Origin of the sequence: Parapedobacter flavus (genome assembly GCF_035818675.1) — a bacterium.
GTDB classification, from domain to species: Bacteria; Bacteroidota; Bacteroidia; order Sphingobacteriales; family Sphingobacteriaceae; genus Parapedobacter; species Parapedobacter flavus.
The window spans coordinates 87,203-101,129 of record NZ_JAYKZZ010000013.1 but is presented as its reverse complement, the minus strand read 5'-3'; the positions used below and the strand labels follow the sequence as shown (position 1 = coordinate 101,129).

At 41.3% G+C, this 13,927-nt stretch carries 14 protein-coding genes; 5 read left to right on the top strand and 9 right to left on the bottom strand.

Annotated elements, in window-relative coordinates; all coding sequences use genetic code 11:
- Positions 1 to 6: 6 nt before the first annotated feature.
- From U9S71_RS11475 to U9S71_RS11440, 8 genes are all read right to left on the bottom strand, one after another.
- A complete protein-coding gene (locus tag U9S71_RS11475) occupies positions 7 to 3,195 on the bottom strand; it encodes a type III restriction-modification system endonuclease (RefSeq protein WP_326327607.1) in 3,189 nt (1,062 codons plus the stop codon).
- Positions 3,195 to 4,832 carry an RNA/DNA-binding domain-containing protein gene (locus U9S71_RS11470; RefSeq protein ID WP_326327605.1) on the bottom strand — a complete coding sequence of 546 codons (1,638 nt, stop codon included), beginning with the start codon at positions 4,830 to 4,832 and terminating at the stop codon, positions 3,195 to 3,197. Before U9S71_RS11470 ends, U9S71_RS11475 begins: the two co-directional genes overlap by 1 nt.
- Position 4,833: 1 nt before the next feature.
- Positions 4,834 to 6,699 (bottom strand): site-specific DNA-methyltransferase, encoded by a 1,866-nt coding sequence (locus U9S71_RS11465; protein ID WP_326327604.1) that lies wholly within the window; start codon positions 6,697 to 6,699, stop codon positions 4,834 to 4,836.
- A 15-nt stretch (positions 6,700 to 6,714) separates the two neighbouring features.
- Complete coding sequence (locus U9S71_RS11460) at positions 6,715 to 6,990, bottom strand: helix-turn-helix domain-containing protein (RefSeq protein WP_326327603.1); 276 nt, start codon at positions 6,988 to 6,990, stop codon at positions 6,715 to 6,717.
- A gap of 134 nt (positions 6,991 to 7,124) precedes the next feature.
- Entirely contained in the window at positions 7,125 to 7,760 is a 636-nt protein-coding gene (locus U9S71_RS11455) for a conjugal transfer protein TraD (protein WP_326327602.1), read from the bottom strand.
- A 2-nt stretch (positions 7,761 to 7,762) separates the two neighbouring features.
- Positions 7,763 to 8,026, bottom strand: coding sequence for a DUF3408 domain-containing protein (locus U9S71_RS11450; RefSeq protein WP_326327601.1), 264 nt, complete (start codon positions 8,024 to 8,026; stop codon positions 7,763 to 7,765).
- A 12-nt stretch (positions 8,027 to 8,038) separates the two neighbouring features.
- Positions 8,039 to 8,446 (bottom strand): DUF3408 domain-containing protein, encoded by a 408-nt coding sequence (locus U9S71_RS11445; RefSeq protein WP_326327599.1) that lies wholly within the window; start codon positions 8,444 to 8,446, stop codon positions 8,039 to 8,041.
- 12 nt (positions 8,447 to 8,458) lie between these two features.
- Positions 8,459 to 9,226 (bottom strand): ParA family protein, encoded by a 768-nt coding sequence (locus tag U9S71_RS11440; protein ID WP_326327598.1) that lies wholly within the window; start codon positions 9,224 to 9,226, stop codon positions 8,459 to 8,461.
- 667 nt (positions 9,227 to 9,893) lie between these two features.
- Between U9S71_RS11440 and mobA the strand changes: the two genes are divergently transcribed.
- From mobA to U9S71_RS11425, 3 genes are all read left to right on the top strand, one after another.
- Positions 9,894 to 10,325 (top strand): conjugal transfer protein MobA, encoded by a 432-nt coding sequence (gene mobA, locus U9S71_RS11435; RefSeq protein WP_326327597.1) that lies wholly within the window; start codon positions 9,894 to 9,896, stop codon positions 10,323 to 10,325.
- A gap of 8 nt (positions 10,326 to 10,333) precedes the next feature.
- Positions 10,334 to 11,635 carry a conjugal transfer protein MobB gene (gene mobB / locus U9S71_RS11430; protein WP_326327596.1) on the top strand — a complete coding sequence of 434 codons (1,302 nt, stop codon included), beginning with the start codon at positions 10,334 to 10,336 and terminating at the stop codon, positions 11,633 to 11,635.
- A gap of 75 nt (positions 11,636 to 11,710) precedes the next feature.
- Entirely contained in the window at positions 11,711 to 12,868 is a 1,158-nt protein-coding gene (locus tag U9S71_RS11425) for an ATP-binding protein (protein ID WP_326327595.1), read from the top strand.
- Positions 12,869 to 12,931: 63 nt separating this feature from the next.
- Here the strand turns inward: U9S71_RS11425 and U9S71_RS11420 are convergent, their stop codons facing one another.
- On the bottom strand, positions 12,932 to 13,333 hold the full coding sequence (locus U9S71_RS11420) for a MerR family transcriptional regulator (protein ID WP_326327594.1): 402 nt from the start codon (positions 13,331 to 13,333) through the stop codon (positions 12,932 to 12,934).
- Positions 13,334 to 13,418: 85 nt separating this feature from the next.
- Between U9S71_RS11420 and U9S71_RS11415 the strand changes: the two genes are divergently transcribed.
- Positions 13,419 to 13,700 (top strand): hypothetical protein, encoded by a 282-nt coding sequence (locus U9S71_RS11415; protein ID WP_326327593.1) that lies wholly within the window; start codon positions 13,419 to 13,421, stop codon positions 13,698 to 13,700.
- Positions 13,701 to 13,712: 12 nt separating this feature from the next.
- The gene (locus tag U9S71_RS11410; protein ID WP_326327592.1) at positions 13,713 to 13,868 is read left to right on the top strand and encodes a hypothetical protein; all 156 of its coding nucleotides are present in this window, start codon (positions 13,713 to 13,715) and stop codon (positions 13,866 to 13,868) included.
- Positions 13,869 to 13,927: the final 59 nt, after the last annotated feature.

Sequence of the window (13,927 nt, the reverse complement as noted above, 5' to 3'; positions counted from 1 at the left end):
ATAGGCTTATTTCAATTGAACAATCTCCAGCAGCTTATCGTAGCTGCTTACTTTTTCAAATTTCACTTCGTTGCCGCTAATCTCTTTGAAGTGCTCACCGGCACAATGGATTTTCAAGCGTTCTATTTCGCGTAGATCCATATCCGAATCGGAGCCTTTGGTCTCGGCTACAAAGTAGATGTGACGGGCTTTATCCTTATCAAAAACGATAGCCCAATCCGGGCTGTAATTCGCTACCGGTGTAGATATAGAAAAACTCTTGGGCAACTTGGCATAGACCACAACCTCGGTACTGTTTTCCAGCGCCTGCGCAAAATCAGATTCAATTTTTGAGTCGGAAGTGAGGTAGTCGTAAATGTGTTTCTTCAACAACTCGGAATTGCGCAATGCAAACTTGTCGTTGGTAAACACGGTCTTGGCATCGTGACGTTCTTCTGTTTTGTGATAAACAATATTATTGATGATCAGACTGGCCTTCACCTCGTTGATAAGCTTGCCGCACTTGGCGATAAACTCTTCAGGATTCTTCCGGAGCAAGAGAAACTTCTCTTCGTTGATCGCCTTGAGTATGGCGACAATCGTACCCCGGGTCAAATTCGTCAGCACCTCAATTTCACCCACAATATCGTAAACGGTGTTGGTGTAGAGGTCATTTTTAAGCTTCAGGTATTGTCGCTTTGACTCTCGTACCAAAGAGCCTTCCTTCATTTGTTCTTTGGTGCCGTCCTGCAATTCGCCTGTTTTCACTTCATATACCCGGTCACCAATGTGAAGCTGCGCATTGATACGGATTTTGCTATCGTTGATTAGCTTTTCCGTGTCAAACTTCACTTCATAGATGGTCTTTAGGTTGATCTTCTCCCAAAGTGACTGAAACTCCTTTTTCTTGAACTTGTTGTTGGTATTCAACACGATGGTCTGCCTTTCGTCTTCCGGTTTGAATGGCTCACCGGTATAAATAGACTTCAAGAGTTTGCCTACAGATTCCCGATACGGTTCGAGGTTTTCCGGTAAAGGCATTTTGTTTTGCTCGATCAGTTCCCGTCCTTCGGATGTGATTTTATCATCTTCGTCAATGACATCATGCTTATACAGGATCTTATTGAGTTTTTTGGCATCGTCCTCCGAAATCCGGTGTTCTTCCTCTTTTTCATTTTTCACCAGTTTACCTACAAAGTATTCCACCTCTGCCTTTTGCGCGCGATCCTGAAGGGTAGCTGCAATTTCACTCTGTAGTCCTTTTGCAAAGGCTTCATAGCTTTCCGATGCAATTACAGTCAACTTGTTGAGCTCGTGAACTTGTTCGCCCACCAACTCAAAATCTTGACGAACGCCTCTGTCGTCTACACAAAGACGCATACCACGTCCGACTTCTTGCCGGCGGCGGGTCAAACTGCCACTTTCTGCATTTTTCAATGCACAAATCTGAAATACATTCGGATTGTCCCAACCCTCTTTCAGAGCGGAATGTGAGAAAATAAACCGAGTAGGCTCCTCAAAACTCAGTAGTCGCTCTTTGTCTTTCATGATTAGGTCATAGGCAGAGATATCATCTGATTCTTCACTTCCTCGTTTTATTGTAGGATCTACGGATTTCCCTTTTTTGTCTATGGAGAAGTAACCTTCGTGCACAGAGCGAGCATCATCTCTCTGGAGATATTCCTCATAATTGACAGGTGTAGCTCCCGATCCGGTCGGCAAATAGGCCTTATGTACGCTGCTTGGGTCAGTATTTTTTAGGTAATCGTTGTATTCCTGCTGAAAGAGATCCAAAAAGTCATTGCGTACATTGTTATATTCTTCTTCGAATATTCGAGCGTACTCTCCTAAGGCCTGTTCGCCAGTTTCATCATATATCCGGTATTTTTCTACGGAATCAATGAAGAAAAGGGATAAGACTTTGATTCCCTTATCAAAGAGTTGTTTTTCCTTTTGTAAATGTGACATGATTGTTTCCCGAATCTGCACCCTACGGAAAGCGTTCTCATCTTTGTCATTTAGGATGTCGCCTGGATATATATCTTCGCCGCCTACCACGATTTTATTGAGGTAGCCGTTTATTTCGGTGATACTTAGATTCTTGTAAGCTGGAAGATTTCCGGAAAGTTCATAGAGATTTGCTCCTTCGCTAAGTTTTTGACGGACTTTCTTCACCCCGTTCCCCGATCGTTGTTCAAATTCTACGACAGCAAAGGGTGGCTTGGTCGTGCTCAGACTAATATGCTCCAAGTACAAATAACCGGTGGTACCAGTAGAACCTTTCAGGTTAATCCCTTTCACTTGTATTTTCTTTACCAGGCGTTTGTTATATGCATCGAGTGCATCTAAGCGGTATATTTTATTGTACTCTTCACCTTTAGCATGAGTAGCAGAATATCGAAGTGTAAACAGGGGGTTAAACGTCTGCATACTATCCAATGATTTTGAACCTTGTTTTCCAACCGATTGCGGCTCGTCGATAATCAGAATAGAATTGGTCTGCGCGATAATGTCTATTGGTCTTCTTGTCCCAAATTGATCCAGCTCTCTGTAAATGCGGTTGCCAACATTATCTTTTAATTGTCCTGTTTTTTTATCGTATTGAGCAGAAGAAAATGCCTGTGTATTGATAATCATCACACTGATTCGGCTGTCCGAAGCAAAGTTCTCAATGTCCTGCGGGCGGCCAGAATTGTAAATAAACGGGTTGATCTTATGACCATACAATTCCTGAAAATGGTCTTGGGTAACCTGAAACGATTTATACACCCCTTCACGGATAGCAATACTGGGTACAATAACGATAAACTTACTCCAACTATAATGTTTATGCAATTCATACATGGTTCGGATATAGGTATAGGTTTTACCCGTACCTGTTTCCATTTCAATGGTCAGGTTGTATCCTAATTTTATCCCTTTGGGGCGTTCTATTTGCGAGCTTTCATGAAGCCCTGATCGTTGTTGTACTTGCTGTATATTTTTGAGTACTTGTGATTCAAGAATTTGAATGGGACTATTCCTGTAGCCAATCTCTTCCTCTACTTCAAATTCGATGGTCTGCACACCGGTTGCTGCGGCCTTGGCTTTTTTAAGCAATTCTTTACTGCGTTCCAAGGTAAAACGATTTGTTTTGAGATCTTGACCTGCAAAACAATCTACTACAGCTTTAACAGCTTGTATCTGAAAATCTTGTTCTTTAAACTGTAACTTCATTATGGTGTCAGTAGTGTTTTTAGTTTTTGCCCGGATGGGGTTATACGATATCTTTGTTTAGGGTGTGTAGGCCTATCAGGAAACTCCATTTCTATCCAACCTATTTCTAGCAATGGATCGAGGTATTTTTTACGATTTGTGGAATGATTGCTCAAATCCATGTAGTGAAACAATTCACCCCTATTTATCCATTGGGGAGTGTAATCCAGTATTTCGGCTATTCTATCATGAATGGCCTCATTGAGTATGACCTGAACTTGGTCACTAGCTCCGTCACTAGCTCCGTCACTAGCTCCGTCACTAGCTCCGTCACAAAAAGCAATTATTTCTTCTAAGGTGCTGAATACGTTTCGTTTAACTCCGTCACTAGCTCCGTCAGTTACTTGGTCGTTATTAGCCATAGGATGAACAGGAAGCGTCACCAAAACATAGTGCGCATCATCAGTTTCAAAAATAGGATTAGGAGACCCATTATTAGCCATTGCATCGTAAATGGTCGGAAAACCGGTGCCACGACCTTCAGTCAGGTGTAGTTCCTTTAAGAAATCTCCGATTCTCCGATTTCTGTATTCTCGAGCAATAATATGTCTATCGTTAGCCAAGATTTGCGCATTGACCGGCGGAACAGGCCCTGGATAACTAAGTATGGTTATCTTATCGGGAAACACTTGAACTTCTATAGGTGATCCCAGCTCATAGCTTTTGTGGTAAACGGCATTCGCCAAACTTTCCTCCAATGCTTCTATAGGATAATTATAGAAACGATCGGCTTCGGGTCTGTCTGACCGCTTTATTACTTTCTCCCGGAGGATATTGGTTTTTATAAAAGACAAAGCATCCCGTAGCTGCTTATGTAATGGTCCTTTAAAATAAACCTCGTCAAATCTTTTTCCGGACGTATCTTTATGCCAGACCAATTCAATCCAAGCCCTGTCAAAAAAATGTTCCGGTTGTTGCGAGAAGAACAATAGGCCTACATTTGCTGGGCGGATGTCTTCATGAGGTCCTTTGGCAATTTGCATAGTACGGCAAAGCTCCGCAAACTCCATTTGGGTACTTTGTGCAAACAAGCTACTTTTCACTTCTTGTAAATACGCCCGAATAAGTCCCAAATCAAGATCATTTATGGTTGCCCTATTATTAATCCTGTCGTCAAAGGGGATCCGGGCAGCAAGTTCTTGCAGTCTTCTTGCGTTTTCACCTTGGGCAACAATGCTCCTTGAACCTATACGGACATACGACTGCCTTTGGGCTGCACTTCCCATAGTGCTTGGAGCGGTATATGGGCGGTTGTCGCCAGCCGGACACCACAACACCAGGATATGTTTACCATCTAATAGGTAAGGTTCCGTAATAGGAAAATAATTTGGTGAAATTTTATGGGCCAATTGTACAATTTCGCCCTGAATGGTATCCAACCGATTTTGTGGTACGCCATGAGGGGGTAATACAGGTCGACCGTTATCTTCTGCCACTCCCACAATAATATACCCACCGCCCCAATTGTTTAGGTCATTGGCGAAGGCACACATGGAGTGGACAATATCTTCTGGGTTCCAACTGCGTTTAAACTCCAGCCGTTCCCACTCTATGGTCTGACCATGTACTAATTCTTCTATGTTAATGGGCAAACTCATACTATATCACTTTCATTTCAGTTTCAGGACTGAGTTGTTTTAGTAACTGCTTTACATTGGTTTTAGCGGTATCGTCTTTGAAGCCGTTATCACGGAACACAATGCGCAAAGGTTTTTCTTTGGCAATTGCCTTGGCGAAATCCTCGTCTATTCCTCTATCAAAACATGCGTATAGCGAATCACCTGCGACTTTGAAAACCTGTTTTTCGGCGATTTCTACCTGTTCAATTTTTAAGCTTAGCGCTAAGCCCCAATCTAGCATTACCTGTGCGAGAAGATCGTCCGGCGTCCGGTCTGGTTTAACGTTATCGGCAAAGAGGTCTAAGTTACCTTGATTGTAGTCCTGTGGGCGGTAATACACGTCTTGCATGTTGCTTTCATCCAAGCGATAGACACGGAAACCGTAATCAATATCTGCTCCTGTTTCTTCTTTGATTTTTTTGGCTGCTCGGCGGATACGTTCTTTTCCGATTTCACATATGTTTTTATAACCAGCTTTATAGGCTTCGCTTTTTTCATCGGTAGGTTCTGGAAGCTGAACCATGATATATTTCCGATTCCCTTTATCTTCTGAATTAAGTTGCATGGCTGCATGGCCAGTGGTGGCAGAACCAGAAAAGAAATCAAGGATGATATCGTTCTTTAAATCAGTACTATTCACAGTGAACGAGAGTAAGTGTTTTATTAAATCTACAGGTTTTACAAAACCAAATGGATTTCGATTAAACAAATTACTTATGTCTTTAGTACCGTCTTGAGTATATGGGCCGATTAAAACTGATAAAGGCTTACCTTTTCTCTCAAGGCCGTTTTCATCTTTTAAATATTGTTTAGATCTAACACTATAAGTGCCATCCTTCTGTAAACTAAATACAACTTCGTCGTTAGCAATTGCTTGCTCTAAGCGTTCTTTACTCCAAACCCATTGTTTTTTAGGTTTAATTTCTGTGTTATTGTAAAAGATAGAATATTGTAAATTAGGTCTATCTCCTAACGAATTTGTCATTAAAGGCTGAGTAAAATAACCTCCTCTGGTTTTAAATTTATTATCTTTCTTGTTGTAAGAATTCCTTAATTCTTCTCCGAGAGGGGATTCGATGTTATTTAATGGATTCCTACTATAGCATAATATATATTCATGAACATCAATAAAACCTGTAGTTTTGGCTCCGGCTCCATATTTACTTTTCCAAATAATTTGAGATACAAAGTTTATGTCGCCAAAAATTTCATCACAAATTTTCCTAAGATTAGTAATTTCAATATCATCAATTGAAATAAAAATTAAACCATCTTCTGTTAATAAATTTCTAGCTAGTTTTAATCGTGGATACATTAATGTGATCCAGTCACTATGATACCGACCGGAGGTTGATAGGTTTACTACTAGACGTTGATTATACTCATCCCTCTGACCACTTTCGAAAAGTTCTTCTTGTATGTCGTTCACAAAATTGTCTTTATATACAAAATCGTTTCCTGTATTATATGGCGGATCGATATAAATCATTTTTATCTTACCCAAATAGCTTTCTTGTAGCAACTTGAGCACTTCCAGATTGTCTCCTTCAATGTAGATGTTTTCTGTATTATCAAAGTCAACAGAATCTTCCCGAACCGGACGAAGGGTTTGAGTCGTAGGAATATTGGCCGTTACAATAGCCTCCTTTTTTCCGGGCCACTCTAAGCGGTAACGTTCCTTGTTCCCTTCTACTACAGCATGGTTGAGTTCCTGCTTCAGTAAATCAAAATCGATAGCTTTGCCTTCGGCAGATTCAGTCACACAATTTGGGAATAGTGCTGCTAGTTTCTCAAAATTGGCATTCACCAGGTCAGGACTTTGGAGGTCTAATTTTTCTATATTCATATCGTTGTATGCTCTTTATTTGATAGATTGGAGTGCTAGTGCAAGTGCTTGCTCCTTATACGCTTCTTCGTTGATGGTTTTTAAAATTTTGTCTGCCAGCCATAGGGTTAGCAGTTCTTCTTCCGATTGTTTGAAAATCCGAGCAAGCGCTACGATGTCTTCCTTCTTAAAAAAACGGTCACCACGCTCCATTTTACTAAGCATGGCGGTGTCCATGTCCAGTTGGGCAGCTAAATGCCGAAGTAAGATGCCCTCCTGTTCTCGAAGTGCTCTAATCCTATCGCCTATCATTATGATTCTATCTTCTTATTGACTTGACAAGTTTTGGCTAATTTACGAAAGAAAATGCTTGGAAGAACGAATAATACAGGAAATATTTTTGGGGGGTGTTTGCGGTTTTTAGGAACATAAAAAAAGGAGCTTGCTCACACAAACTCCCCTATATCAAAATCACCCAAATCATCATTCCGCAAATTGGAAGAACCGGCTTCGGTTTCAGTTGGAAGGCTGCTGTCCAAAAGCCCGGCAATCCTTAGGGAAGCATCTTCAATGGAATTTTCCAGTAAGCTGAATAATTCGGTTCCCTGTATCTTTTGAACGATGGCTATCGCTGTTTCCTTTTGGGCGGGCTCCAATTTTTCTTTTTGGAGCAGCACCCCTGCGATGCTTAGTTCTTCAAAGGTAACCCCCCGGGCTAAACCGTCATCGTTACCGGATATTCCCTGTCCGTTCCATTCTTCTTCCTCTTCTTCAAAATCAGGCATACTGCTGAAAACCTCGTCCAGCTCTTCCTGCGGAATCTGAATACCGATGCTTTCATTCTCATCGTATTCAATGTCTAAATTACCGGGATTTATCTCCGGTTCTGAAATTTTGCCTTCCATGGCAGGGTTTGGCAGTGGAAGGCGCTGCACCGGTTTGGGCTGGCCCATAATATCGGGCAGATCAGGATTGATTTTCTCCTGTTCAGGCTTTTGCTCCGGCTTTTTAAGAATGACAATCTTATCTTGCAAAAGCAGGGCAATGACAATCAGCAGGCATATAAGGATTAATACTTCCATGGTTACAGGATGGAGTTTGGCTTGTCAGCATAGATTGCTTTTATCTCCTCACCGAAATCTTCCAGATGATGCTTTAATACATTATGGATGTAGTCGGCAAGGGTTATTTTCTTGCCTCCGAGCATAAATACGATGCGGGTGATTTTTTCATGGAAGTCCGGACTGATGTAAACCGTTTTCCCGTTTCTGGCCATAAGTGAGGTTGGTTTCAGAAATGCCGATTTATATCCGGCGATGCGTAATGGTTTTTGTGCTGTCTTTTTCATGATTAGATTGTTTTATAAAATTGGTTTAAAATGTTTATTGAAATAGTCTGTAATATCCTCTCCGAATTCCCTGAAATGATGTTCAAGGATATTGTCAATGTATGCGTAGAGCGTGGTTCTTTCCTTCTTTGTCAGCTGAACGATCCGCAGCAGCCTTTCGTGGTATTCAGGGCGGATGTAAACCACTTTGCCATTACGCCCTGAAGGAAGCCGGTTGACTAAAAACAGTTCCTCGTAACCGGTTTTCTTTGATGCGCTTCTTCGGGAGGTATCTTTAGGTTTTGTTTTTTCCCTTGGCGCAGCTTGTGGTTTATCATCGCCGGATGAAGCAGCCGGTTCGTCACCGCTGATGATATTCATCAGATAGTCTTCATCCACATTAGGCTTTTTAAAATCATTGTTTGTATTTTCCGGTTCCATAATATGATGTTTTTAAAGATGAACGATTTTTAGAAATTCCTCAACAAACAAATCCATTCTTGTTGCCTTCATTAACCTCAGCTCGGCCGGCAGTAAACTTGACCTGAAAATATAATTACCTGTATCATCCGTTTCTTTCCGAAAACGCTTGCTGTCCATGATCCGGGTTGCCATTGCAGATAACCCGAGTTCTTTGATGACTTTTTGGTAAGCCTCATACAAGCCTGTCCGTTCCCTGCCGTCCACCTGATTCCAGAATAGCCATAACTCTTGTTTTACATTACAACCTTCCGTTTCAGGAAGCCCGAGAAAAGCTTTGGAGAAGCCCAATGTGCTTTCCACCACCAAACGGTCGGCCGTAATGGGCGAAAAGATAAAGTCCATTTTTTTTAAGGTGGTCAATACCCCTTGCGTGTTAGCTGTTCCGGGCAGGTCAAAAAAAATAATATCAGGAACCACCGCCGATTGGTTGGCATATCCCGATGCTTTTTCCAGTGCATTTTCAGCCTTACATTTGATAATAGGATAGGCTTTTTTGTTTATCGCCTGAAACTGTTTCATCGCCGCTTTTTTGTGGTAGTCGTTCTGCATGATGGTCTTCTTATCCCGTTCCCGCATATGGGTTAAGCTGTGTTGCGGAAAGTCGCAGTCCATTACCAGCACATTGAAACCTAAACGGTAATGAAGCACACTTGCCAGCAAGGTGGTCATCGTAGATTTTCCCACACCGCCTTTTTGGGTAGAGAAGCTGATCTTTAAAGTTTTCTTCTTTGTTTCCATTATTATAAAATTTATTGTTACACACTTTACCTGTTTTGCCCGGTTGAATATTTGTTTATTGGAATATTCCCTTGTTCTTATATTCCTGCATTGGTTTACCGGTATGTTCCTGTACCGCTTTTTTGCTTTCCTTACAGCCTTGAGAGGTGTATGCATTGGCAGGTTATAAACCTTGCAGAGAATATGTTGCTTTTCCGCTTTTACACTTTTATCCTTTTATTGCCATCGGACTGTTTGCAAGTCCGGCTTTTTTCCTTGTTTAAATACATTTTTTATTGCCTGCACTAAACCTGTACAGCAAATAAAGAGTATGATTTATCGACTATGCGATATGTGGTAGTGATTGGCGTTCAAAGGCAGTATTTGTCCGGGTACTGCATGGTATTAGTCTTAAAAACAGGCCTTTACTTTGTAAAATGATTTTTATGAACGGATTCATGCGAAACCGGCATTTTAGAATGGACGTTAACAGCATCGGCATCAAGCCGTTTTTCCCTGTTACCTCCAATCCGTCCCGGAGGGCGGATTATTGTGTTCGCAGGAACACGGCAAGTTGTGTTTTGAGCATCCCGAAAACTTCTCCGATGCTCAAAACAACTTGCCCTTGCAGGGGGCTGGAAAACGTCTTCCGAAGTCAGCGTTTTGTATTGATTAAAATGGATTAGTGATGAAGGATAAAAACAAAAAACAACCCAAAAAAATAGGCCGTCCGCTAAAAAACGACCCGGCCAAAATCCGCTATACGATTTCCTTTAATGAGGAAGAACATGCCCGTTTCCTGGCCCTTTTCGAGAAGTCGGGCTTACAGGTTAAAGCGCATTTTATAACATCCTGCATTTTCGGCAAGACGATAAAAACGGTTAAAATTGACAAAGGAACGGTTGATTTTTATATGCGGTTGACTTCTTTTCACAGCCAGTTCCGTTCCGTAGGCGTGAATTATAACCAGATTGTAAAGCTATTGTATAGGCATTTTTCAGAAAGAAAAGCAGCGGCATACCTCTTTAAACTGGAAAAACAGACGGCTGAGATGGCGGGATTATGCCGGAGAATTATTGAGCTGATTGGAGAATTTGAATCGAAACACCTCAAAAAATAGCCTTATAAATGATAGCTAAAATCGGAAGGAGCGGAAATTTATATGGTGCATTGGCATACAACCAGCTCAAAGTAGCGAATGAAAACGGCCAAATTCTGTTTACCAATAAGATTATTGAAACTACAAATGGGCAGTATTCCGTGGCTCAATTAGCCCAATCTTTTGCCCCTTACCTGATAGCCAACCGCAATACAGAGAAACACACCTTGCATATTTCGCTCAATCCGGATCCCGGTGATAAAGTCAGCGATGACAAGTTTAAGGAAATGGCGCAACACTATATGCAGGAGATGGGTTATGGGGAGCAGCCTTTCGTGGTGTTCAAGCATACGGACATCGACCGTAGCCATATCCATATCGTATCGGTCTGCGTGGACGGGAACGGTAAAAAGATACCGGATAAATTTGAAAAAATACGGTCGATGAAAATCTGCCGGGAACTGGAAACGAAACATCATTTAATCCCTGCAACGGAAAAAGAACACCGGCGACATGACAGGATTTTCAAACCTGTGGATTATAAAGCAGGTGATGTAAAAAGCCAAATCGCTTCGGTAGTCCGCCACCTGCCGGGCTATTACCAATTTCAGTCCCTGGGTGAATACAATGCCCTGCTATCCCTTTTCCGTATTACGGCCGAAAAAGTAGAAGGTGAATGGCAAGGGCAACCCCGAAAGGGCTTACTGTATATTCCCTTAAATGAGCAAGGCGAAAAAGCCGGACACCCCTTCAAGGCTTCCCTGTTTGGAAAGAAGGCAGGGCTGCCTGCCTTGGAATCGCATATTATAAAATGCAAAACTGCTTTGAAAAACCATCCCACCAAACAGACTTTAAAAGCTGCTGTCGCCGTCGCCATGCAAACCACATCCGATGAAAAGGGCTTTAAAAAACAATTAGGGGAACAAGGGATTAACGCAGTGATACGCAGGAATGATACCGGGCGTATTTACGGGATGACCTTCATCGACCATAATTCCAAAACGGTATGGAATGGCTCCCGTCTGGCCAAAGAGCTTTCAGCTAATCCCTTTAATGACTACTGGAATAATAATGACATCAAGCCCGCCATCCAAGAGGCTGATGAACCACATACGAAAATATCCGGTTCAGAAGATCCGGTAGGTGTACCTGCCGAAGAACCGCATCATTTATTTGACTTCGTTACTTCCGGGAAGCAAGAAGACGGTTTGATAGAAGCATTGGGCGGATTGTTCATGCCCGAAGCATTAGGGGATGATTACGAGGAAATGCTATTTGCCCACCGGATGAGGAAGAAAAAGAAAAGGAAACGCAGGAAAAAAAGTCAATAATTTTCTATAAGCAAATATTAAGTGTGGTACAGATTAGGGAATCAATTACTATATTTGTACTAAAATAATGAAAAGATGATACAACGGGAGCTGAGGACGATTTTAGAACAATATGCAACGGAGTTCCGTTCTGTTTTGCTTGTCGGGCCAAGGCAATCGGGAAAAACGACTTTGGTACAGGAAGCGTTTCCGGATAAGCCTTATGTTTCGCTGGAGAACCCCGATGAGAGATTGCTGGCAGAAACCGACGCACGTGCTTTTCTAAGCCGTTTCCCGGAGGGGGCTATTTTGGATGAAGTGCAGCGTGTGCCGGCGTTATTCAGTTATTTGCAGGAGATTTTAGATAAGGCAGACAGGGATGGATTGTTTATTTTGACCGGAAGCAATAATATCCTGTTGCAAGAGAATATCACGCAAACATTGGCAGGGCGGTTGGGCATTTTAGATTTATACCCGTTGAGTTTTCGCGAAATAGAACCCATCGGAATGGGTGATACGCTGAATGCGTTGATTTTTAAAGGCTCTTATCCAGAAATCTACAACAAAGACCGTAAACCTGAACTATGGTATAGTTCCTACATCCGGACCTATGTGGAACGAGATGTAAGGCAGATTAAAAACATAGAAAACACCTCCTTGTTTATCAAATTCCTGAAAATCTGTGCAGGACGCATCGGGCAGCAACTCAATATTACAGCCATCAGCAATGAATGTGGCATTGACCTGAAAACGGTGCAATCCTGGCTATCGGTATTGGAGCAAACCTATGTAATTAAGCTTTTACAGCCTTTTTACAATAATTTCAACAAACGTATTCTGAAAACCCCCAAACTGTATTTTGTAGATACGGGGCTGGCCTGTTCGTTGCTCGGTATCCGGAAAACGAAAGAGCTGGAGCTGTCACATTTCCGGGGTGCTTTGGTTGAAAATTACATGATAATGGAATGCGTGAAAAACAATGCTAATCAGAACACGGAGCAATCCTTTTATTATTGGAGGGATAACAAGGGCGTTGAAGTAGATTTGATTATAGACAATGGTACGAAATTTTTACCGGTGGAGATTAAATCTGCGGAAACATTTTCCAACGACTTCACCAAAAACCTTGATAAAATAAAAAGCTATTCCGGTGTAAAAGAAGCTATGATTGTTTATAACGGGAAAATGGAATTTGAAACTTCGGATGGTATAAGCGTCCTGCATTGGGCTTCATTTTTGAAACAGGATGATTAAGCATCCATTTTTACAGCAATATAACATTAGAACAGAAGTTTTCCGCCTGATTAATTGACGCTCTTAAACAACGAACACGGGGCAGGTTTTATCAGGGGTTTTTAATGAGCCTGATTCGTCCTCACAATTCTTCTTGCCGTCTAACAATTGTTTACGGATAGCTTTCAACTCATTAATTTTTTGGTTGATGAATAATACTTTTCCATCAATTTTATGAGATACGTTTTTACAGGTTGCTTCACTAACATCCAACATGTCCAACAAATCAGCAATCTCATTCAATGTAAATCCTAAGCCTTTTAATTGCTTGATGGACAACAGGCGTTTTAGCATATCATCTGAATACTCTTTATAATTGTTGAACCGTCTTTCCTTTTTACCAACCGCTATTAAACCGTTTTTTTCGTAAAACCGGATAGTATCTCTTGACAACCCCGAAAGCTTTGATAATTCGCCAATTAGCATTATTATATTCTTTTTTGGATTTTCTCTTGACCGTGGACTATACTCCACGGTTTATCTTTGCAAAACTAAACATATAATAATACTGATGACAAAAACTATCAAATACGTTGTTACAATTCTTATGTTGACATTTATACCACCAACTACGATTTGTAATGCACAAACCCAGTCAAAAGCGAATATGAAAAAACAAAAGGAAGCATTGCAGCGTAACGATTCTATAGCAAAAGACAGGAATGAACAATTAGCTTGCAAATTAACAAGCCCCGAACTGAGAGAAAGAAAAGAAACCGTAATTGCAAGTTTGAAAAAGCAATTATTAGATAGAAAAGAGCTTTCAGACGGTTATGCTTTTAAGTTCCCCTGAAATGATGAAATTTTGGATGAACTTACCGAGTTTGTAAAAACAGAAAGAGCGTGTTGTAGCTTTTTTATGTTTACCATATCAGTCAGTGGCGATAAGAGTGAAATATGGCTTCAATTAACAGGAGCAAAAGGAGCAAAAGAATTTATTACAACTGAACTTGGACTTTAAATCAATCACAAAGTATAGCCAAATACAGCCAGCAAATGCCGCTCACGGCCACCATCTTA

What these genes read in the sequence shown, in the direction of transcription:
- U9S71_RS11475 (WP_326327607.1), bottom strand. Translation starts at nt 3,195, where the DNA reads ATGAAGTTACAGTTTAAAGAACAAGATTTTCAGATACAAGCTGTTAAA.
- U9S71_RS11470 (WP_326327605.1), bottom strand. Translation starts at nt 4,832, where the DNA reads ATGAGTTTGCCCATTAACATAGAAGAATTAGTACATGGTCAGACCATA.
- U9S71_RS11465 (WP_326327604.1), bottom strand. Translation starts at nt 6,699, where the DNA reads ATGAATATAGAAAAATTAGACCTCCAAAGTCCTGACCTGGTGAATGCC.
- U9S71_RS11460 (WP_326327603.1), bottom strand. Translation starts at nt 6,990, where the DNA reads ATGATAGGCGATAGGATTAGAGCACTTCGAGAACAGGAGGGCATCTTA.
- U9S71_RS11455 (WP_326327602.1), bottom strand. Translation starts at nt 7,760, where the DNA reads ATGGAAGTATTAATCCTTATATGCCTGCTGATTGTCATTGCCCTGCTT.
- U9S71_RS11450 (WP_326327601.1), bottom strand. Translation starts at nt 8,026, where the DNA reads ATGAAAAAGACAGCACAAAAACCATTACGCATCGCCGGATATAAATCG.
- U9S71_RS11445 (WP_326327599.1), bottom strand. Translation starts at nt 8,446, where the DNA reads ATGGAACCGGAAAATACAAACAATGATTTTAAAAAGCCTAATGTGGAT.
- U9S71_RS11440 (WP_326327598.1), bottom strand. Translation starts at nt 9,226, where the DNA reads ATGGAAACAAAGAAGAAAACTTTAAAGATCAGCTTCTCTACCCAAAAA.
- mobA (WP_326327597.1), top strand. Translation starts at nt 9,894, where the DNA reads ATGAAGGATAAAAACAAAAAACAACCCAAAAAAATAGGCCGTCCGCTA.
- mobB (WP_326327596.1), top strand. Translation starts at nt 10,334, where the DNA reads ATGATAGCTAAAATCGGAAGGAGCGGAAATTTATATGGTGCATTGGCA.
- U9S71_RS11425 (WP_326327595.1), top strand. Translation starts at nt 11,711, where the DNA reads ATGATACAACGGGAGCTGAGGACGATTTTAGAACAATATGCAACGGAG.
- U9S71_RS11420 (WP_326327594.1), bottom strand. Translation starts at nt 13,333, where the DNA reads ATGCTAATTGGCGAATTATCAAAGCTTTCGGGGTTGTCAAGAGATACT.
- U9S71_RS11415 (WP_326327593.1), top strand. Translation starts at nt 13,419, where the DNA reads ATGACAAAAACTATCAAATACGTTGTTACAATTCTTATGTTGACATTT.